This is a genomic window from Gluconacetobacter brunescens, from assembly GCF_048695475.1.
Lineage (GTDB): Bacteria > Pseudomonadota > Alphaproteobacteria > Acetobacterales > Acetobacteraceae > Gluconacetobacter.
Map to the genome: position 1 here is coordinate 2,575,500 of NZ_JBLHEN010000001.1, position 18,573 is coordinate 2,594,072.

The 18,573-nt window shown below is 65.9% G+C and carries 22 protein-coding genes and 2 tRNA genes; 19 read left to right on the forward strand and 5 right to left on the reverse strand.

The window, feature by feature from the left end:
• Positions 1–5 precede the first annotated feature (5 nt).
• Both ACMAUO_RS11445 and ACMAUO_RS11450 read right to left on the reverse strand, forming a co-directional pair.
• Positions 6–81 (reverse strand) — tRNA-Ala (locus ACMAUO_RS11445).
• A 237-nt stretch (positions 82–318) separates the two neighbouring features.
• The gene (locus ACMAUO_RS11450) at positions 319–957 is read right to left on the reverse strand and encodes a Maf family protein (protein ID WP_420356998.1); all 639 of its coding nucleotides are present in this window, start codon (positions 955–957) and stop codon (positions 319–321) included.
• A 431-nt stretch (positions 958–1,388) separates the two neighbouring features.
• Here ACMAUO_RS11450 and hemE point away from each other — a divergent pair, with 431 nt between their 5' ends.
• From hemE to ACMAUO_RS11475, 5 genes are read left to right on the forward strand one after another with little or no spacing between them, the layout of a single operon-like run.
• The gene (hemE, locus tag ACMAUO_RS11455) at positions 1,389–2,456 is read left to right on the forward strand and encodes a uroporphyrinogen decarboxylase (RefSeq protein WP_420356999.1); all 1,068 of its coding nucleotides are present in this window, start codon (positions 1,389–1,391) and stop codon (positions 2,454–2,456) included.
• Entirely contained in the window at positions 2,453–3,175 is a 723-nt protein-coding gene (locus tag ACMAUO_RS11460; protein WP_420357000.1) for an HAD family hydrolase, read from the forward strand. The genes hemE and ACMAUO_RS11460 overlap by 4 nt, the downstream gene beginning before the upstream one ends.
• The gene (gene hemJ, locus ACMAUO_RS11465; RefSeq protein WP_420357001.1) at positions 3,172–3,621 is read left to right on the forward strand and encodes a protoporphyrinogen oxidase HemJ; all 450 of its coding nucleotides are present in this window, start codon (positions 3,172–3,174) and stop codon (positions 3,619–3,621) included. The genes ACMAUO_RS11460 and hemJ overlap by 4 nt, the downstream gene beginning before the upstream one ends.
• Before the next feature lie 36 nt (positions 3,622–3,657).
• Positions 3,658–4,542 (forward strand): aldose 1-epimerase family protein, encoded by an 885-nt coding sequence (locus ACMAUO_RS11470; RefSeq protein ID WP_420357002.1) that lies wholly within the window; start codon positions 3,658–3,660, stop codon positions 4,540–4,542.
• Between the two features lie 3 nt (positions 4,543–4,545).
• Positions 4,546–5,226 (forward strand): SOS response-associated peptidase, encoded by a 681-nt coding sequence (locus tag ACMAUO_RS11475; protein ID WP_420357003.1) that lies wholly within the window; start codon positions 4,546–4,548, stop codon positions 5,224–5,226.
• Between the two features lie 92 nt (positions 5,227–5,318).
• Here the strand turns inward: ACMAUO_RS11475 and ACMAUO_RS11480 are convergent, their stop codons facing one another.
• Together ACMAUO_RS11480 and ACMAUO_RS11485 are read right to left on the reverse strand one after the other, a co-directional pair.
• Positions 5,319–5,663, reverse strand: a complete 345-nt coding sequence (locus tag ACMAUO_RS11480) for a hypothetical protein (protein WP_420357004.1) — start codon at positions 5,661–5,663, stop codon at positions 5,319–5,321.
• Positions 5,664–5,866: 203 nt separating this feature from the next.
• Positions 5,867–5,942, reverse strand: a tRNA-Ala gene (locus ACMAUO_RS11485).
• Between the two features lie 126 nt (positions 5,943–6,068).
• Between ACMAUO_RS11485 and ACMAUO_RS11490 the strand changes: the two genes are divergently transcribed.
• The 4 genes from ACMAUO_RS11490 to ACMAUO_RS11505 all read left to right on the forward strand — a co-directional run bounded on the left by ACMAUO_RS11490 (position 6,069) and on the right by ACMAUO_RS11505 (position 8,388).
• On the forward strand, positions 6,069–6,377 hold the full coding sequence (locus ACMAUO_RS11490) for a YggT family protein (protein ID WP_420357005.1): 309 nt from the start codon (positions 6,069–6,071) through the stop codon (positions 6,375–6,377).
• 101 nt (positions 6,378–6,478) lie between these two features.
• Positions 6,479–6,910 (forward strand): YjjA family protein, encoded by a 432-nt coding sequence (locus ACMAUO_RS11495; protein ID WP_420357006.1) that lies wholly within the window; start codon positions 6,479–6,481, stop codon positions 6,908–6,910.
• Between the two features lie 55 nt (positions 6,911–6,965).
• Positions 6,966–7,721, forward strand: coding sequence for a 2-keto-4-pentenoate hydratase (locus ACMAUO_RS11500; protein ID WP_420357007.1), 756 nt, complete (start codon positions 6,966–6,968; stop codon positions 7,719–7,721).
• A 154-nt stretch (positions 7,722–7,875) separates the two neighbouring features.
• Positions 7,876–8,388 (forward strand): UPF0262 family protein, encoded by a 513-nt coding sequence (locus tag ACMAUO_RS11505; protein ID WP_420357008.1) that lies wholly within the window; start codon positions 7,876–7,878, stop codon positions 8,386–8,388.
• A 75-nt stretch (positions 8,389–8,463) separates the two neighbouring features.
• Here ACMAUO_RS11505 and ACMAUO_RS11510 read toward each other — a convergent pair whose 3' ends face one another.
• Entirely contained in the window at positions 8,464–8,787 is a 324-nt protein-coding gene (locus tag ACMAUO_RS11510) for a RidA family protein (RefSeq protein WP_420357010.1), read from the reverse strand.
• A gap of 94 nt (positions 8,788–8,881) precedes the next feature.
• On the opposite strand from ACMAUO_RS11510, the gene ACMAUO_RS11515 reads away from it, so the two are divergent.
• The 10 genes from ACMAUO_RS11515 to ACMAUO_RS11560 all read left to right on the forward strand — a co-directional run bounded on the left by ACMAUO_RS11515 (position 8,882) and on the right by ACMAUO_RS11560 (position 18,566).
• Positions 8,882–9,334 carry an HPr kinase/phosphorylase gene (locus ACMAUO_RS11515; RefSeq protein ID WP_420357011.1) on the forward strand — a complete coding sequence of 151 codons (453 nt, stop codon included), beginning with the start codon at positions 8,882–8,884 and terminating at the stop codon, positions 9,332–9,334.
• 130 nt (positions 9,335–9,464) lie between these two features.
• Positions 9,465–10,520: an RNase adapter RapZ gene (gene rapZ, locus ACMAUO_RS11520; RefSeq protein WP_420357012.1), complete on the forward strand. Its 1,056-nt coding sequence runs from the start codon at positions 9,465–9,467 to the stop codon at positions 10,518–10,520.
• Positions 10,517–10,972 carry a PTS sugar transporter subunit IIA gene (locus tag ACMAUO_RS11525; RefSeq protein WP_420357013.1) on the forward strand — a complete coding sequence of 152 codons (456 nt, stop codon included), beginning with the start codon at positions 10,517–10,519 and terminating at the stop codon, positions 10,970–10,972. The genes rapZ and ACMAUO_RS11525 overlap by 4 nt, the downstream gene beginning before the upstream one ends.
• A 6-nt stretch (positions 10,973–10,978) precedes the next feature.
• The gene (locus ACMAUO_RS11530) at positions 10,979–11,299 is read left to right on the forward strand and encodes an HPr family phosphocarrier protein (protein WP_114725058.1); all 321 of its coding nucleotides are present in this window, start codon (positions 10,979–10,981) and stop codon (positions 11,297–11,299) included.
• Positions 11,286–13,133 carry a phosphoenolpyruvate--protein phosphotransferase gene (gene ptsP, locus ACMAUO_RS11535; protein ID WP_420357014.1) on the forward strand — a complete coding sequence of 616 codons (1,848 nt, stop codon included), beginning with the start codon at positions 11,286–11,288 and terminating at the stop codon, positions 13,131–13,133. Before ACMAUO_RS11530 ends, ptsP begins: the two co-directional genes overlap by 14 nt.
• A gap of 5 nt (positions 13,134–13,138) precedes the next feature.
• Positions 13,139–14,533: an anthranilate synthase component I family protein gene (locus tag ACMAUO_RS11540; protein ID WP_420357015.1), complete on the forward strand. Its 1,395-nt coding sequence runs from the start codon at positions 13,139–13,141 to the stop codon at positions 14,531–14,533.
• A complete protein-coding gene (locus ACMAUO_RS11545; protein WP_420357016.1) occupies positions 14,530–15,327 on the forward strand; it encodes an aminotransferase class IV in 798 nt (265 codons plus the stop codon). Before ACMAUO_RS11540 ends, ACMAUO_RS11545 begins: the two co-directional genes overlap by 4 nt.
• Positions 15,328–15,551: 224 nt before the next feature.
• On the forward strand, positions 15,552–17,129 hold the full coding sequence (gene purH, locus ACMAUO_RS11550; protein ID WP_420357017.1) for a bifunctional phosphoribosylaminoimidazolecarboxamide formyltransferase/IMP cyclohydrolase: 1,578 nt from the start codon (positions 15,552–15,554) through the stop codon (positions 17,127–17,129).
• A gap of 112 nt (positions 17,130–17,241) precedes the next feature.
• The gene (locus tag ACMAUO_RS11555) at positions 17,242–17,958 is read left to right on the forward strand and encodes a hypothetical protein (protein ID WP_420357018.1); all 717 of its coding nucleotides are present in this window, start codon (positions 17,242–17,244) and stop codon (positions 17,956–17,958) included.
• Positions 17,959–18,224: 266 nt separating this feature from the next.
• The gene (locus ACMAUO_RS11560; RefSeq protein WP_183008054.1) at positions 18,225–18,566 is read left to right on the forward strand and encodes an AtpZ/AtpI family protein; all 342 of its coding nucleotides are present in this window, start codon (positions 18,225–18,227) and stop codon (positions 18,564–18,566) included.
• Positions 18,567–18,573: the final 7 nt, after the last annotated feature.

The following is an 18,573-nucleotide window of genomic DNA, read 5'->3' on the forward strand; positions in this document are numbered from 1 at the left end:
AGGATTGGTGGAGCCAATCGGAATCGAACCGACGACCTCCTGAATGCCATTCAGGCGCTCTCCCAACTGAGCTATGGCCCCGTCCAACCGGCCCGCGCCGTCAGCGATGACGTGCGGGTGGGCGGGGTATAGCCGTGCCCCGTTTCCTTGGCAAGCCCCCGCCCACCGATTTTTTGGCAGGAAGGAAGAGCCTTCTTTTGTCTTCCGAAAAAGAAGCAAAAAGACTTCGAATCGTTCAGGGACATCGCGCGTTCCCTGCACAAGACTCCTGAACGAATCAGAGTTTTTTGGTTCTTTTTTGCAAAAAAGAACAGAACCCTACGCCAGAACCACCCCATGCTGGCGCAGGAACCCCAGCAGCGGCAGCAGAGGCAGCCCCAGAATGGCCGCATGCTCGCCCGTCACCCGTTCGAACAGATGAATGCCCGGCCCCTCCAGCCGATAAGCCCCGACCGAGGACAGCACGGCATCACCTTCCAGATCGAGATAGGCATCGAGGAAGGATTCGGAAAACCGGCGCATGGTCAGTTCCGGCCGGGCGACATGCCGCCAGATCACCTGCCCGTCGCGCATCACCACCACCGCGCTGTGCAGCACATGCGCCCGCCCGCGCAATTCCAGCAACTGGGCCCGGGCCGCCGCACGGTCGGCCGGCTTCTCGAACCAGACGCCATCGCATTCCAGGATCTGGTCGGCGCCGATCACCACGCAATCGGGCTCACGGATGCGCTGTGCCTTGAGTTCGGCAAGCAGCAGCGCGCAGTTGCCGGCCGACAGGCCCTCGGCGTGAGCCGACTCCCGCACGGCGGCTTCGTCGATGCGCGCGGGGCGGGTTTCGGGGCGGATTCCAGCCTGTTCCAGCAGGTTGCGCCGGGTCGCGGACTGGCTGGCCAGTACTATCCGGGTCGACTCGGCCTGTAGAAGAGTCGCGATTAGTACTAATGACGAGTCGCTCATGCGCCGGCTCTCCGTACTGAAAAAAAGAAACCCTGTGATCGGGGCGAACGAGTACTGGGGTACATGGGGATAGTACTCCACACGCTTCTTGATCGTACCGAGTACCGTGGACAACCCTCACAGCCGCCGACACGGTGGGTTGTACACAGCCCCATGTCGGCACATTCGGGATAACTCATCTAACCTTATGAATCCCTGTGTGAATGAAACTGTACACCCTGTGGGAAAGACGGGGTACGTTTTTGGAAATGCGGGTACCCCGTCATCCACAGGCCCTATTAACCTCCTCAGCGTTTCTTTCTTCTTATTTCATGTTTAGAGGTTGGTCCCGAAATCCGGTGATGGCGTACCGGACCTCGGCATGCGGTCCTGTCATCCCCGAGAAAAGTACGGGATAGTCCCGCAATGAACGATGTGACGGCGGACAGGCGATGACGGAAACAGGCAAACCCCTCCTGCGGGTCCTACAGGGCGAGGCCGTATGGCCCCCGCCGCTCTGGCTGATGCGCCAGGCCGGCCGATACCTGCCGGAATTCCGTGCCCTGCGCGACCAGGCGGATTTCATCACCCGCTGCATGACACCCGATCTGGCGACCGAGATCACCCTGCAACCGATCCGGCGCTACGCCATGGACGGGGCGATCCTGTTTTCCGACATCCTGATCCTGCCCTGGGCAATGGGTCAGTCGCTGGAATTCGTCCACGGCACCGGGCCGGTTCTGGGGGCGATCCGCAGCCAGGCCGATCTCGACCGCCTGGACCCGAAACGGGTGCCCGAGGCGACAGCACCGGTGATGGAAACCCTGACGCGCCTGCGCGGCATCCTCGACGGTCCGGATACGATCGGCGCCGCCCAGGGTGGCCGCACGACGCTGCTGGGCTTTGCCGGCGCGCCGTTCACGGTGGCGTGCTACATGGTCGAAGGCCATGGATCGCGGGAATTCGATGCGACACGCGGCATGGCCTATGCCGACCCGCTGCTGTTCGACCGCCTGATGGCGCGCCTGACCGAAGCGACGGCGGACATGCTGGTGGCGCAGATCGACGCCGGGGCCGAGGCGGTAATGCTGTTCGACAGTTGGTCGGGCCTGCTGCCGCCGAGCCAGTTCCGTCGCCACGTCATCGCCCCCACCCGTGCCATCGTGCAGGAAATTCATGCCCGCCGGCCGGGCGTGCCGGTCATCGGCTTCCCGCGCCTGGCCGGGGTGATGGTGACCGAATATGCGCGCGAAACCGGCGTGCGGGTGCTTGCGCTGGATACCGGCGCCGACATGACGGCGATGAGCCACCTGCTGCCCGACAACATCACGCTTCAGGGCAATCTCGACCCGCTGCTGCTGCTGGCGGGCGGTGATGCGATGACGCGGGAAGCCCGTGCGATCCGCGATGCGATGAAAGGCCGGCCGCATGTCTTCAATCTCGGCCACGGTGTGGTGCCGGCCACGCCGCCCGAGCATGTGGGCGAGCTGGTCAAGGCGGTCCGGGAGATCGGGCAATGAACTCCGTCGCGCTGCCGAAGGCCGTTCGGCCCGATGGGCGGCTCCGCCTGGTGATCTTCGATTGCGACGGCGTGCTGATCGACAGCGAGGGACCGTCCTGCCGGCTGGTCGCAAGGGAACTGCGCCAGATCGGCCTGGACTATGACGACGAAGAAGCGGTGCGGCGCCTGGCCGGACGGGCCCTGACCCGAATCAAGGTCGAGGCCGAAGCGGAAACCGGCCGCAAGCTGCCCGACGATTGGGCGACGATCGTGCAATACAAGCTGGTCGACCTGATGCGGGAAGAAGCACGGGTCATCGACGGCGCGCACGATATGCTGACGGCGGTGATCGGGCTCGACCTGCCGGTTCGGGTCGGCTCCAATTCCTCGATCGCCGAGATGGACGTGAAATTCGCCCGTACCGGGCTGGACCGGTTCGTGGCCGACCGGGTTCACTCGGCGCGCGACATGGGCAAGCCGAAGCCCGATCCGGCCGTCTATCTGCACGCGGCGGAAACCGAAGGCGTGCCGCCGGACGAATGCGTCGTGCTGGAAGATACCGATACCGGCGCCAATGCCGCGCGGGCCGCCGGCATGGCCTGCGTGCTGCTGCGCCCGCTCGACCTGCCGGCCCCGGACTGGCCCGGCCTGTTCCGGATCGGCCACCTGTCGGAATTCGCGCCCTTCCTGGAGCGGATCCAGGAAGCCCAAGCAGCGCATCATGGGGGCCGGTCTTGATTCAGGGATTCCTGCCCTGGCTGGCGTGGTTCAAGGCGCTGCACGTGATGTCGCTGATTGCGTGGATGTCGGGCATGTTCTATCTGCCGCGCCTGTTCGTCTATCATTGCCAGGCCCAGCCCGGTTCGGGCGAAAGCGAGCGCTTCAAGGTGATGGAACGCAAATTGCTGCGCCAGATCATGAACCCGGCGATGATCAGCACCTTTCTGTTCGGCACCCTGCTGGTGCTCACACCCGGCACGGTCGATTGGCATGCCGGCTGGTGGTATCTCAAGATTGTCTCAGTGCTGGGTCTGGCCGGCTTTCACGGTGCCTGCGCGCGCTGGCGGCGCAACTTCGCCGAGGACAGAAACACGCGGCCGGAAAATTTCTATCGTGCGGCAAACGAAATTCCGACCATTCTGATGGCTGTCGTGGTGATCATGGTGATTGTCCGCCCGTTCTGATCGGAAACATGCGGGCCGGCATAGGGAGGAAATGCAATGACGGATCATGTCTTCAGTTCGGGCCGCATCACGGCCCGCGTTGCCGGACAGGGCGCGGAATTGCAGTCGCTGGTCGACGGGGCAGGGCAGGAGCGTCTGTGGGCGGGCCTGCCGGCCTGGCCCCGGCGCTCGCCGGTGCTGTTTCCCATCGTCGGCCGCCTGCCGGACGACACGGCCTGGATCGATGGCCACCCTTTTCACATGACCCAGCACGGCTTCGCGCGTGACCGGGCCTTCACATGGCAGGATCGCCGGGCCGACGGCTGCACGCTGGTGCTGACAGATGATGCTGACACAGACAAGATTTTTCCGTTTCGCTTTACGCTGACGCTGGATTACCAGGCCGAGGGCGATACGCTGCATGTGCGCTATCGCCTGCATAATCCCGACCCGACGAAGATCCTGCCGGCCTCACTGGGCGCGCACCCGGCCTTTGCCTGGCCGCAGAGACAGGGCGTGCCCAAGCAGGACCATGTGCTGACATTCGAACGGCCCGAACCCGCGCCGATCCGGCGCATCGCCGGCGGCCTGCTCCAGCCCGAACCTTTTCCCACACCGATCGTCGGGCGGACGCTGGCTTTATCCGATGATCTGTTCAAGGACGATGCCATCATCATGGACGCGCCGACCAGCCATAGTGTGCGCTTTCATGCACCGGATGGAACAGGCGTGACGCTGGCCTGGGAAGGTTTTCGCGAACTGGGCGTATGGACCAAGCCGGGGGCCGATTTCCTATGCATCGAACCCTGGCATGGTTTTTCGACACCCCAAGGATTTTCAGGCGAATTTACGAACAAGCCGGGCCTGCTGCATATCGGGCCGGGCGAGGAATGGCACGGATCCTGGTCGGTTGCCGTCGATCCAGAATCCGCACCCGCCTGAACGATGTGCGGGCGCTTCGCCAATACGCTGTCACTGGAGCGCATGCGGCAGGCTTTCCATCTCGCCGGCCCCGCGCCCGACTGGCTGCCTTCATGGAATATCGCGCCTCGCCAGCCCGTGGCGGTGGTGCGCCGCCACCCGGTCAGTCACGATCTTCGTCTGGATCTGCTGTTATGGGGGCTGGTTCCCAACTGGGCGCACGACATGGGCCGGCAGCCGATCAACGCCCGGGCGGAAACCGTCGCCACGTCGGGCATGTTCCGTGCCGCTTTTCGCTCGCGCCGCTGCCTGGTGCCGGCGACAGCTTATTACGAATGGCAGTCCGGCCCGCCGCCCCGGCAGCCCTGGGCGTTCGCGCGGCGCGACGGCCAACCGCTGGCGCTGGCCGCAATCTGGGAATCCTGGGAATATGAAGGCGATATCCTGCGCAGCTTCGCCATCGTGACCACGCAGGCCAACGCGGCGACCCGCACCATTCACGACCGGATGCCCGTCATCATCGCGGATCAGGACCGCGATGCATGGTTCGGCGCTCCGCCCGCAATCGCGGCACAGTTGCTGGTTCCGGCACCCGCCGACATGCTGCGGGCGTGGCGCGTTGGGGCACAGGTCAATAATGTGCGCCATAACGGGCCGGATCTTCTGGTGCCGGTAGCGGAGAATTTATCTCACGAAGAAGAGTAGTTGTTCTTTTTTGAAAAAAGAACCAAAAAACTTTGATTCGTTCAGGAAAAATGTGTGGGCAACACAGGATTCTCCTGAACGAAGTCAGTGTTTCACCGGCCCGTGAAAAAATCTTTGGTGTCTTTCGCGGTGTTCGATCCCCAGTTACCAACCTTGCGGCCGGTCTTTTCGGTCCATTGTCCGGTCGTGTGGGCGGCATCGACCGTGCCGTTACGCACCGTGTTCCAGCTTTTCGTGCCGGCTTTCTTGCTCCATTGGGCCGTATCATGAGCGGCGTTGACGGTTCCATTGCGCACCGTCCGCCAATCCTTTGCAGCAGTCTGGCAGGTTCCAGATTGGCAGGAGGACGTATCGGCCGCGATCGCCTGCGATGCCGAGGCCATCAGCAGTCCCGCGATCACGAACGCGCTGGCTTTGCTGAAAAATCCATGCCTCATCCTGATAGCTCCCTGTCTGTTCTCACTTCCGTTCTCTGTGCCACCCGATCGCGTCGATTATGAGGCACCCGAAAACCTGTGGGCTCGAACGACGACAATAGGGGAAACATCGGAAGAGGACAGCCAAGCCAGCACCGGCGGCTTCGGAAAGCAACCAATGTCCAGACAAAAACACTGAAAAATCAGGAAATTATCAAGGCAAGTGGTGGAGCTGAGGGGAATCGAACCCCTGACCTCCTCATTGCGAACGAGGCGCTCTCCCAACTGAGCTACAGCCCCACTGCCTGACGGGGTGGATAAATAGCGGGTGCTGGATGTTTGTCAAGCGCGATTGGCACCGCCCGGTGTTGTATGCTCCGGCGGGCTTCGATAGAGTTATCGCCCGTCAACGCAGGGATCATCACGTTGCTCACGCTTATTTTCAGCCTGCTGCTCAATGTCATCAGGCTCTATACATGGGTGGTCATCATTTCCTGCGTATTCAGCTTTCTGTACGCGTTTGGTGTTCTGGATACCCGCAGCCAGATGGTCTGGTCGATCGGCCGGTTCCTCGATCGGCTGACCGAGCCGGCATTGCGGCCGATCCGCAGGATCCTGCCCGCCACCGGCAACATGGATTTCAGCCCGCTGGTGCTGCTGCTGCTGATTCAGTACCTGCTTACGCCGCTGGTCCGGCAGCTTTACTACTCGATGGCTTTCAGTTCGGGATTCTGATCGAAGCGTCGGATTTTGTTCGCCTGTCAGGGCAACGTCATTCATATTCTGGCCATATCGACAGGTTATGCTCGGCGGGAGCCAGAAAAAGGATGTGGTGCATGAGCCGTCATTTTGTTGCCTTGTCATTCGCGGCCGTCGTGGCGGCTGCGTCGCTTTCCGGCGCACGCCCCGCGCGCGCCCAGATGCCCTCGATGCCCGGCATGTCGGACATGGGACAGGGCATGATGGGGACGATGGGCCTGCCGTCGGTCTCCTCCGCCGGGTCCAGCAATCTGGTCGGGCTTCTGGGCTACTGCGTGCAGAACAATTTCCTCGGCGCCAGCACCGCCTCGCCGGTCATGAGTGCCCTCGGCCAGAAGGCCGGGATCAGCGGCCAGGGCGACAGTGCCTATCAGGCCGGGCAGCGCGGGCTGCTGGATACCGGCAACGGCAAGACCTTCTCGCTCGCGTCGGCGGGGCAGGGCATCAAGCAGCAGATGACGCAGAAAGTCTGCAACATGGTGCTCAGCCGGTCGCAATCCTTGCTGTGACCAGTCGCGGTTGCCACGGTCGGGCCGGTTGCAGGCACCGGGCAGCACGGGCGTCATGATGTCCGCCGAACAGGTGGCAGAAGCCTTCCTTCGGGTCCGGGCCGGCGCGCCTCCGCTGGCGTGCCTTCCCGGCGGCTATCATATTGCATCGGCTGACGAAGCCTATCGTGTCCAGCATGCGACGCTCCGGGCGTTGGGCGGCGGGATTGCCGGCTGGAAGGTCGGGGCCCGTTCGCCGGATTCCGAACCGGCCACCGCTCCGATCCTCGATACGACCCTGTTCGATGCGGCGACGGTCCTGCCGCGCGGCCTGTGCCGCCTGATCGGGGTGGAGGCCGAGATCGCCTATCGCTTCGGCCGGCCCCTGCCGCCGCGCGATGCACCTTATACGGTGCAGGAAGTGCGTGACGCGATCGAATCCATGCACCCCGCCATCGAAATCCTCGATACCCGTTTCGTCACGCCGGGCAGCCAGCCTGCATTCGACCATCTGGCCGATCAGCAGAGCCACGGTGCCCTGTTCGTCGGTCCTGGCATCACCGACTGGCATGCCCTGGTGCCCACGGAAGAACGGGTGCGCCTCACGGTCGACGGCCGCGTGGCGGTCGATCATGTCGGCGGCAATGCGGCCGGCGATCCGATCCGCATGCTGGTATGGCTGGCGTCGCATGCCGCCCGCTATGCCGGCGGCCTAGCCGCCGGCACCATCGTCACCACCGGGTCGACGTCCGGAACGCTCTTTGTCGAACCCGGCACGCAGGCCGAGGTCACGTTCGCCCATCTGGGTTCGCTCTCACTGACCTGTGATTGAAATCTGAAACAATCCGAACCGGAAGCGGGAGGACGGGCGGAGCATCGTCTTCCGATCCCTCATGTCGGCGCCGCGCATGACGTGTAATATGGTGCGTCGGCCAAAGCTCCCGCTGCGGGAGCGGGCCGGGGCAGGAAAGGGAAAAGGGGGGTCAGTGCATCCATTACCCGACAACCCATCGCATGGCGGCGGGCCGACCGGCTCCACGATACTGGCGCGCGTCGTCCTTGAAGATGTCGAGAACGCGCTGACCAACAGCCGGGCGCGGCAGAATGACGTCAACCAGGCGATTGCCGACCTGCAACAGACGGCCCGTTTCCTGCCCGAGGGGCTGGTCGGGCCGTTCATCCTGCATCTGTCGGTCCAGACCAACGGACTGGTCTTCGATGTGCGCGACGCGCAGGACAGGCCGCTGCGCATCTACCGGATCTCGCTGACCCCGTTCCGCCGCCTGATCAAGGATTACGTCCTGCTGGTCGACAGCTTCGACGAAGCGGTGCGCGAGGGAAACACGATGCGCGTCCGGGCGATCGATATGGGGCGGCGAGGCCTGCATAATGACGGCGCCGCGCTGATGGTCGAACGTCTGCGTGGCAAGATCGACATGGATGACGAAACCGCCCGCCGCCTGTTCACGCTGGCCAGTATCCTCCAGCAGCGACGCTGACACGCTTCAGCGCTTGAAACGTGCGCTTCCATCGAGGCCGCTTTCGCTCACCGGCGCGTATGTCCGGGCGGGGCCTCAAAAATGCGCGGGATCGACCACAAGTTCGATCTCGATCTGGGCACCGGGCTCGTCGAATCCCGTTACCAGCCGCAAGGTGGTGCCGGGCCGGCCGGTGCCGAACGCATCGCGCAGGAGCGGAAAGCAGGATGGAAAACCATCCGTGTCACGCATCAGGAAGATGATTCGTGTCACGTCCTGCAGCCGGTAGCCATCGCGTGCCAGGGCCCGGGCGCCACGGTCCAGCGCCACGCGGCACTGTTCCTTCAGACAGGGCGGGTTTCCCCCGGTGCGTGGATCGATCCCGGTCAGGTGCCGCACATGGATCTCCTGGTCCGTCATACCGTGCGTGATCTCCCAACCCGGACATAAAGTAACGAAAACGTCATATTCAGTTCACGATGAATTTCAACCCTGTGGGGTCGTTTTAACGGATATGGAACAATTACGCTCACCAAAGGTTCAGGTCCATGCGAGTTGCGCGGCGCGCGGCCGGCAGGGCGTCCTGCTGCTCGGGCCGTCGGGCATCGGCAAGTCGGACCTGCTGCTGCGGCTGGTCGATGCCGGCTACGATCTGGTCGCCGACGATCGTGTGGTTCTCGACGGCGACCGGGTCTCGGCACCGCCGGCCCTGGCCGGGCTGATCGAGGTCCGGGGCATGGGGATCGCCCGCCTGCCGTTCGTGGCCGAGGCCCGCGCGGTCCTGGTCGTCAGGCTGGTCAGGCCGGAGGAAAGGCCCGACCGTCTGCCCGCATCGGTGCACGATCCCGTGACCGGCCTGCCGGAAATCCGGCTGGATCCGGCATTGGCATCGGCCGTGGCGCGGATCAACCTGGCCCTTGACGGGCTGGCCGGTCGTTGCAAGATTTTAACCTTCGAGCAATTGTAATCCACATACCGCTTCCCATGTCGGCCCTTTCAGTATCCCATGCATCGGGGACGGTATCGTGAGCCCGCCTGATATGCAGGCAACTCCCGTGCCCGAAGGTGTCCGGCCTCTTGTTCAGCCAGGATTTCCCGTGACGGATTCTTCACTCGACGGAGCCCCGGCGCCGCGCCGCATCCTGCTGGTTACCGGCCTGTCCGGTGCGGGAAAATCGTCGATCCTGCGCATCCTGGAAGACCTGGGATACGAGGTGATCGACAATCCACCGCTGGGCATGCTGGACGAAATCGTAACCCGCGCCGAACAGCCGGTGGCGATCGGCGTGGACTCGCGCACCAGGGGTTTCGATGCGGCGGCGGTCCTGGCCGCGCTGGGGCGCCTGCGCGTCAATCCGGACCTGCAAGCCGAACTGATCTACGCGACCGCCGAGGAAAGCGTGCTGCTCCGCCGCTACACCGCCACCCGCCGCCGCCATCCGCTGGCGATGCGCGGCGCGGTCAAGGACGGGATCGAGGCGGAAATCGAACTCACCGCCCGCCTGCGGGCGGCAGCCGACATGGTGATCGACACCTCGGACCTTCCGCCGCCCGAATTGCGGCAGGTGATCGAAACGCGCTTTGCCCCCGGCACCGACCGGCGGGGCGGCGGCCTGACCGTGGCGTTGATGTCCTTCGCCTTTCCAGCCGGCCTGCCGCGCGAGGCCGATATGGTGTTCGACGCCCGGTTCCTGCGCAATCCCTATTACGTCGCCGAACTGGCGGCCAAAACCGGCCTGGAGCCCGAAGTCGCGGCGTATGTCGCGGCCGATCCGGATTATCCGCGCTTCCTGGACCAGATCGAGGGCATGCTGGGGCTGGTGCTGCCCCGCTTCGTGCGCGAGGGCAAGAAATACGCCACCATCGCCATCGGCTGCTCGGGCGGGCGGCATCGTTCGGTCACGATCGTCGAGGCCCTGGCGGAGCGCCTTGCGCAATGCGCGGGAACATGCGAGAGGCCAGAGAAGATGCCTCGTATTGACATTGGCGCGGTGCCGTCCGATCTCCCGTCATCAGGGACGGACGGACAGGGTGCATGGTCGGTTATCGTCATGCATCGTGAACTGGCGCGGCAAGGCAGATATCGTTGGCGATGGGCCAGCCGGCCGAAAGAGCCTGTGACGGACGTCGTGGAAGGGCGATATTCTTCATGATCGGTATGGTCCTCGTTACCCATGGCGCATTGGGCGAGACACTCAGGCGCGCGATGGAGCATGTGGTCGGGCCGCAGGAACAACTCGCAACGCTGAATGTCGAGGCCGTGGACGACCCGGTGCTGCGCCGCGTGGATCTGCAAAAGGTGATTGCCGGCGTCGATACGGGCGACGGCGTGCTGCTGCTGACCGATATGTTCGGCAGCACGCCCTCGAACCTGGCCATCTCCATGATGGAAAGCGCGCGGGTCGAGGTCCTGGCCGGCGTCAACGTGCCGATGCTGGTCAAGCTGGCGCAGATCCGCAACGGCCATACGCTGGAGGAATGCGCCGACCTCGCCGAGGGCGCCGGGCGCAAATATATCTCCACCGCCTCCCACCTGCCGCCGCAATGCCTGGGCGGCGCCCGGAGCTGCCTGCTGGGCGAGCAGCGGGCCGCCTCGGTCGGCTGAGGACGCATGTCCGGCACCGAAATGTCTCCGGGAGGGCTCGACCCCGAGGACCCCGATGTCCTGTCCGTGACGGCGACGATGGTCAATCGCCGGGGCCTGCATGCCCGCGCGGCCGCCCGCCTGGTCACGGTGGCCGAACAGTTCGATGCGAATGTCGAGGTCCGGCGTGGCGACCAGACGGTGTCGGCGCGCTCGATCATGGGGCTGATGATGCTGGGGGCCGGTCGCGGAGAGTCCGTGACGCTGATGGCCACCGGATGGGATGCCCATGCGGCGATCGAGGCCCTGACGGCCCTGATCGAGGCTGGCTTCCATGAAGACGACTGACGACCCCGACAAGGCATCCCCCCGCCGCCGGCGCCGCAGTGCGGCCATGGCAACGGCCGAAATCCGCCTGAGCGGCGACGCGACGGTCGGCGGCGTGGCCATCGGCCCGGCGATGCTGGTGCTGGAAAGCCCCGCGCCGGATATCGACGCCTCCGCCCGCACCGACGACCCGGATCATGAACTCGCGCGTCTGGCCGAGGCGATCGAACGCTCGGTGCGGCAGATCGAGCGGCTGCGCGACCGGCTGGCGATCCTGCCCGAGGATGGCCAGATCGAGATCGGGTCGCTGCTCGAGGTCTATCGCCGGATGCTCGGCCCCTCGCGCCTGCAGCGCGGCATTCACGACCGGATCGTCCGCGACGGGCGCACCGCCGAACTGGCCGTCCGCGAGGAAACCGAGAGCCTGGCCCAGGCCCTGCTGAACGAGGGGGCCAGGTCCGGTGGCGAGGATGCCGCGGCCGCCCAGCGCCGCGCGGGTGAATTTCGTGAAATCGGCCAGCGCCTGGTGCGCAATCTGGGCCGCGCGCCTTTCCGTTCCTTCAGCGCGGTGCCCGCCGGCACGGTGCTGGTGGCCGAGCAGTTGCGCCCCGCCGACGCGGCACTGATCGATCCCTCGCGCATCGTCGCGGTCGCGACCGAGGAGGGCGGGTCGACCGATCACACCGCCATCATGCTGCGGGCGCTGGGCATTCCCACCGTGCTGGCCGCCCACGGGCTCACCGCCCGCGCGCGCGACGGCGCGACCATGGTGGTGGACGGCACGACCGGCCATGTGGTGATCGACCCGGGCGAGGAGACGCTGGCGCTCGCCCGGCGCGGCGTGGCCGAACACGCGCGCGAACGCCAGGCGCTGGGCCGCCTGCGCCGTCTGCCCGCCCGCCTGTCCAGCGGCGAGAAGCTGCAATTGCAGGCCAATCTGGAACTGCCGGCCGAACTGCCGCTGATCGCCCAGTCCGGCGCCTCGGGCATTGGCCTGCTGCGCACCGAATTCCTGTTCATGAATGCCGAAACCATGCCGGACGAAGACCGGCAGGCGGCGATCTATGCCGAGATCATCGGCACGATGGCGGGCGATACCACCACGATCCGCGTCGTGGACTGGGGAGGCGAGAAGCATAGCGAAGCCCTGGAGCGTGCCGGACTGAACCAGGAAGGCGACACCATCAATCCCGCGCTGGGCATGCGCGGGCTGCGCCTGCTGCTGCGCCATCCCGCCGTGCTGGAAACCCAGTTCGCCGCCATCCTCAAGGCATCCGTCGCCGGCCCGGTCCGGGTGATGCTGCCGATGGTCACGATCGTGCCCGAACTGCGCGAGGCGCGAGAGATCTATCATCGCGTGGCCCGCCGGCTGCGCCGCAAGGGCGTGCCGCTGGGCGACAGCCTGCCGCCGCTGGGCATCATGGTCGAAACCCCGGCCGCCGCCATCATGGGCGATGCGCTGGCGCAGGAGGCCGAATTCCTGGCCATCGGCACCAACGACCTGACGATGTACACGCTGGCGGTGGATCGCGGCTCCGCCGAGGTGGCGTCGCTCTACCACCCGCTCCATCCGGCCGTGCTGCGCCTGATCCAGGCCGCGACCGAGGCCGCGCTACGCCAGTATCGCCCCATTTCGCTCTGCGGCGAGATCGCGGGCGACCCGCGCGTGGTGCCGCTGCTGATCGGTCTGGGCCTGCGCTCGTTCTCCATGACCGCCTCGGCCGTGCCCCGGGTCAAGAAGACGGTGCGCGCCCTGTCCTTCGAGGATTGCCGCCGCCTGGCCCACCGGGTGATGGAAGCCTCGGACGTCGCCGAGGTGACGGGCCTGATCGACGATTTCGCCACCGGGGCGTAAGGGCGATGGACCGGCCACCCGGCACCGTCCGGACCACGGTCCTGCCCTGGCGGGACCCGGACGACGTGCTGTGGGCGTGGCGGGGCGAGCCATGGCTGGCCTGCCTGGACAGCGGCGGCGAACCCGGTCCGCGCGCCCGCTGGATCATCCTGTGCCGCCGCCCCACGCATGTGCTCGACTGGCGCGGCGGCATCTGCCGGCGTGACGGCGTGCCCATGGCCGACACCGATTCTCTCGAAGCACTAAGGGCCCTGCTGGCCCTGGCTCCGGTCGTAAACACCGGGCCGTGGCCATTCGCCGGCGGGGTGATCGGGTTCGCCGGCTATGGCGTGGGGCAATGGGCCGAGGCAATCCCGACCCGCCATCAGGCCGATCCTACCCGGCCGGACCTGTCGGCAGCCCTGTACGACCACGCGCTGCTGTTCGATCGCATGCATCATCTGGTGCATCTGGCGACGATCCGTCCGGACGCGGATCAACTGTTCGCCGCATTCCACGCCGAATGGGCCACGCTGCCACCGGCCCCGCCGCCCGTAGCCCTGCCGCACACCGCCTTCGTCCCCGACCGCACTCCGGCGCAATATGCCGCCGCCGTCGCGGCGGCAGTCGAGCGGATCGCCGCCGGCGAGATATTTCAGGTCAACATCACCGGCCGCCATGTCGCGAGGCGGCCGGCGGATCTGGCCGATATCGACATCTACCGGGCGCTGCGCCGGGCCTCGCCCGCGCCGTTCGGCGCCTGGCTGGCCTGTGGGGGTGCATTCAGCCTGCTGTCGGCCTCCCCCGAGCGGTTCGTGCATCTGGGGCGCGACCGGGTGGCCCGTACAAGGCCGATCAAGGGCACCCGCCCGCGCGGCGCCACGCCCGAGCAGGATGACCGTCTCCGCGCCGAACTGGCCACCGATGACAAGGAGCGCGCGGAAAACCTGATGATCGTGGACCTGATGCGCAACGATCTGGGCCGCGTGGCCCGGATCGGCAGCGTCAGCGTGCCCGAACTGCTGTCGGTCGAAACCTTCGCCCATGTCCATCATCTGGTCTCCGAGGTCGCGGCGACGCTGGCACCGGGGCAGGATGCAATCGACCTGCTGCGCGCGTCCCTGCCGCCCGGATCGGTAACGGGCGCGCCGAAGCATCAGGCAATGCGGATCATCGACGATCTGGAAGAAACGGGTCGCGGGCCCTATTGCGGGATCGTCTTCCGCATCGGAACCGACGGTGCCATGGACAGTTCAGTCATCATTCGCGCCCTGGCCGCGACCCCCGATACGATCGTGGCGGCGGCGGGCGGGGGGATCACGATCCTGTCGGACCCCCAGCGGGAATACGCGGAAATGTGCCTGAAAATCGCCCCTCTCCTGGCCCTGTTCGGCGACCGTCCGGCCGAGGCGACGCCATGACGATCCTCTGGCTCGACGACCGCCTGATCGCGCGCGACCAGGCGCGGATCGACCCCGCCGATCGCGGCCTGACCCTGGGCGACGGCCTGTTCGAGACCATGCGCGTCTCGGCCGGCCATATCGCCCATCTCCCGCGCCATCTCGACCGGCTGCGGGACGGCGCGGCGGCACTCCTGTTCCCCGAACCCGACCTGGACGCGATCGAGGATGCCCTGCATCAGGTCGTACGCCGGAACACCCTGGACGAGGGCGCCTTGCGCCTGACGCTGACGCGCGGCTGCGGCCCGCGCGGCCTGCTGCCGCCCCCCCGGCCGCATCCCACGCTTCTGATCGTGCCCTTTCCGGCCACGCCCCCGCCGGGGGCCGCCCGCCTGATCATCAGCACCCGGATCAGGCGCGATGCACACTCTCCCCTTTCGCGGATCAAAACCCTGAATTACCTGCCCAATATCCTGGCCCGTCTGGAAGCCGAGCAGCGCGGAGCCGACGACGCGCTGCTGCTGAACGGCGCGGGCCAGGTGGCCGAAAGCACCGTCAGCACCGTGCTGGCTTTGCGTGACGGGCGTTTGGTGACGCCACCGGTCACGGACGGCGCGCTGCCCGGCATCGCGCGGGCCGTGCTGCTGGAAGCAGGATTGATCGAGGAAGCATCGCTGATGCCGGATGACCTCGCGGGGGGGGCTGTTCTGGTCAATAGCCTGTCGGTCCGGCCGGTCGTCAGTCTGGATGGCGCACCTTTGCCGATCGCGCGAGACATGATCGAAACGGTGCGGAAAGGTTTCTTCTTTTTCTGAAGAAAAAGAAGCAAAAAGACTTTCCCTCGTTCAGGACCATCGCGTGTTCCCAGCACAAGGCTCCTGACCCAATCGGAGTTTTTTGGTTCTTTTTTGCAAAAAAGAACAGAAGACCTCTCCTCCGGATACGGCAGCCCCGCCCACACGTCTGTTGCCCCGTCCGCCCAGGTTGGACTAAGGACGCGGGCTTTCCTGCCGCCCAATCGTGAAAGGTCGCCCCCACGATGACCCAGACGCCCGTGCCGGTCCGCCGTGCCCTGATTTCCGTTTCCGACAAGACGGGGTTGCTCGACCTCGCCCGCGCCCTGATCGCGCATGGGGCCGAGATCCTCTCGACCGGCGGATCGGCCCGTGCCCTGCGCGAGGCCGGATTGAAGGTGACCGAAGTGTCGGACCATACCGGCTTTCCCGAAATCCTCGATGGCCGGGTCAAGACGCTGGTGCCGCAGATCCATGGCGGCATCCTGGGCCGCCGCGACCTGCCGGCCCATGTCGCGCAGATGGCGCAGCACGGCATCGCGCCGATCGACCTGGTGGCGGTGAATCTCTACCCGTTCGAGGCCACGGTGGCCTCCGGCGCCGGCGCCGAGGACTGCATCGAGAATATCGATATCGGCGGTCCGGCGCTGATCCGCGCCGCATCCAAGAATCACGATCACGTCGTGGTCCTGACCGACCCCGCGCAATACGGCGCCATCATCACAGCCCTGTCGGAAGGCGGGACGACGCTGGAGGCGCGGCGCGCGCTGGCGGGCGCGGCCTATGCCCGCACCGCCGCCTATGACGCCGCGATCGCCGCCTGGTTCGCTTCCCAGCGCGGTGACGCGCTGCCGGAGCGCCTGACGGTGGCGGGCCAGCGTCGTGAAAGCCTGCGCTATGGCGAAAACCCGCATCAGCAGGCGGCCTTCTACGCCGATGGCAGCAACCGCCCCGGCGTCGCCACCGCGCGGCAGATCCAGGGCAAGGCGCTGTCCTACAACAATCTCAACGACACCGACGCGGCGTTCGAGGCGGTGGCGGAATTCGACGCGCCGGCGGTGGTTATCGTCAAGCACGCCAACCCGTGCGGCATCGCGACCGCCGACAGCCTGTCGGCGGCATGGGAACTGGCGCTGCGCTGCGACCCGGTCTCGGCCTTCGGCGGCATCGTGGCGCTGAACCGCACGCTGGACGCCGAGGCCGCCGCGCGCATCGCCGCCATCTTCACCGAGGTGATCGTGGCGCCCGACGCGACGGACGAGGCCCGCGAGATCCTGTCCCGCAAGAAGAACCTGCGCCTGCTGCTGACAGGCGCGCTGCCCGATCCGGCCGAAGGGGGCGTGATCATCCGCTCGGTCGCGGGCGGCTTCCTGGCCCAGACGCGCGACAACGGCCGCATCGTCCCGGCCGAACTGAAGGTGGTGACGCAGCGGGCGCCGACCGAGGCCGAAATGGCGGACCTGATCTTCGCCTTCCGCGTGTGCAAGCATGTAAAGTCGAATGCCATCATCTACGCCAAGGGCCAGGCCACGGTCGGGATCGGCGCGGGGCAGATGAGCCGCGTGGATTCCGCGCGCATCGCCGCGATCAAGGGGGCGGACGCATCGCGCGCCGCGGGCCTCGACCAGCCTCTGACGGCCGGCAGCGTCGTTGCGTCCGACGCCTTCTTCCCGTTCGCCGACGGACTGGAGGCCGCGATCGCGGCGGGGGCCACGGCCGTGATCCAGCCCGGCGGGTCGATCCGTGATGACGAGGTGATCGCCGCCGCCGATCGCGCCGGCATCGCCATGGTGTTCACAGGTATGCGTCACTTCCGGCACTGATCCTCTTCCTCGGGGGATTGTCGCGCCGGGCGGGATCGACTTCACTGTTCCGCCCGGCAGATCCGTTCCGGGACGATTGAAAAAGACGATCAGGCAGATGACGAGAGCAGGCATGGCGAGTTTGCGGCGTTCCCACCTTCTTCCGGCGGTGGCCGGTCTGTCAGCCCTGATCGCCGGGCCGGCGATGGCTGCCAGTCAGCCGATCTCGGCCTATGATTTTTCGCCGCTGCCGGTCACGACCGGCACGGTGGCGCATTATCTGCCGACGCCGGGCGGCGACATCGACGGGCTGATCCTAACCGACGGCACCGAAATCCTGTGCTCGCACGAACTCAGTCTGGCGGTGGCCAGCCTGGTCAAGCCGGGCGAGAAGATTTCGGCGCGCGGCCTGCACGGGCGCGAACTGCCCATCGTCCGCGCCTACGAGATCGAGGATCAGCGCGGTCGCGCGGTCGAGGATGCCGAGACGATTTCGGCCCGGCTGCCGGTCACCACGTCGGGGCCCGATATCGTGGTGAATGGCACCGTGCGCGCGCCGCTTTACAGCCTGCATGGCCGGCTGGTGGGCGCTGTGATGCAGGATTACAGCGTGATTCACCTCGCTCCGGCGGAAGCCACGCGCCTGGCCGCATGGCTGAAGCCGGGGCAAGCCCTGTACGCGGTCGGTAACGGCAGCACCAGCGCGCTCGGGACCGCGATCGACGCCCGGGAAATCGGTCCGGCGCTGGGCCAGACCGTCCATGTCGCTCCGGCCGCCGCCCCGGTCGCCGGCCCCTTCCCGGGCAGCGCAGCCTATGACGAAATTCCCGGCGGCAGCGTTCATCCGTAAGAGCCTGACCGGGTTGAAGCTTGCGATGATGGAGGCAAAGGAAGTGCCTCCATCATTCATGCAATAAAATCATGTCAGATATTCAATTATTGCATTAATGTAGCATCATCCGTTCGCTCTGGGGCGGTCACGCCGGGAACTGTCACCCATTCCATGCGTGACAGGGCAAGGGCGCCTCTTTTCCGTGTCCCGAAACAAAAGCGTTTGCTTGACAGGTTTCTGCCGCGTCGTTAGCTAGCGCCTGCACCTGCCTGGAGGTGTAAAAATTGGGTAAGGAAACGGACAGCTCCCGTCACGCCTTCGACAAGCGCCTGAAGCAGGCCATGGATCGGAACAATCCGAACCGGGCAGCCGAGGCAGGATCGCAAGGTAACGACATAACCACCGTGGGCACCGTTCTGCGGGCCGGCACCGAAATGGTGGCGGGCTTGGTGGTCGGGGTCGCGATGGGATGGGGGCTCGACCGGTGGCTGGGCTGTCGCCCGGTGTTCCTGATCCTGTTTTCGCTGCTGGGCGGGGCCGCGGGCGTACTGAATGTCTGGCGTCTGGTCAGGCCGCAGGATGCCCTGGAGGACAAGCCGGGCCCGGATGCGGGGCCGGAACGGTAGAGGGAAG

Coding starts and splice junctions, on each gene's coding strand:
- ACMAUO_RS11450 (WP_420356998.1), bottom strand. CDS start 957: ATGAGCGACTCGTCATTAGTACTAATCGCGACTCTTCTACAGGCCGAG.
- hemE (WP_420356999.1), top strand. CDS start 1,389: ATGACGGAAACAGGCAAACCCCTCCTGCGGGTCCTACAGGGCGAGGCC.
- ACMAUO_RS11460 (WP_420357000.1), top strand. CDS start 2,453: ATGAACTCCGTCGCGCTGCCGAAGGCCGTTCGGCCCGATGGGCGGCTC.
- ACMAUO_RS11470 (WP_420357002.1), top strand. CDS start 3,658: ATGACGGATCATGTCTTCAGTTCGGGCCGCATCACGGCCCGCGTTGCC.
- ACMAUO_RS11475 (WP_420357003.1), top strand. CDS start 4,546: ATGTGCGGGCGCTTCGCCAATACGCTGTCACTGGAGCGCATGCGGCAG.
- ACMAUO_RS11480 (WP_420357004.1), bottom strand. CDS start 5,663: ATGAGGCATGGATTTTTCAGCAAAGCCAGCGCGTTCGTGATCGCGGGA.
- ACMAUO_RS11495 (WP_420357006.1), top strand. CDS start 6,479: ATGAGCCGTCATTTTGTTGCCTTGTCATTCGCGGCCGTCGTGGCGGCT.
- ACMAUO_RS11500 (WP_420357007.1), top strand. CDS start 6,966: ATGATGTCCGCCGAACAGGTGGCAGAAGCCTTCCTTCGGGTCCGGGCC.
- ACMAUO_RS11510 (WP_420357010.1), bottom strand. CDS start 8,787: ATGACGGACCAGGAGATCCATGTGCGGCACCTGACCGGGATCGATCCA.
- ACMAUO_RS11515 (WP_420357011.1), top strand. CDS start 8,882: ATGGAACAATTACGCTCACCAAAGGTTCAGGTCCATGCGAGTTGCGCG.
- ACMAUO_RS11525 (WP_420357013.1), top strand. CDS start 10,517: ATGATCGGTATGGTCCTCGTTACCCATGGCGCATTGGGCGAGACACTC.
- ACMAUO_RS11530 (WP_114725058.1), top strand. CDS start 10,979: ATGTCCGGCACCGAAATGTCTCCGGGAGGGCTCGACCCCGAGGACCCC.
- ptsP (WP_420357014.1), top strand. CDS start 11,286: ATGAAGACGACTGACGACCCCGACAAGGCATCCCCCCGCCGCCGGCGC.
- ACMAUO_RS11540 (WP_420357015.1), top strand. CDS start 13,139: ATGGACCGGCCACCCGGCACCGTCCGGACCACGGTCCTGCCCTGGCGG.
- ACMAUO_RS11545 (WP_420357016.1), top strand. CDS start 14,530: ATGACGATCCTCTGGCTCGACGACCGCCTGATCGCGCGCGACCAGGCG.
- purH (WP_420357017.1), top strand. CDS start 15,552: ATGACCCAGACGCCCGTGCCGGTCCGCCGTGCCCTGATTTCCGTTTCC.
- ACMAUO_RS11555 (WP_420357018.1), top strand. CDS start 17,242: ATGGCGAGTTTGCGGCGTTCCCACCTTCTTCCGGCGGTGGCCGGTCTG.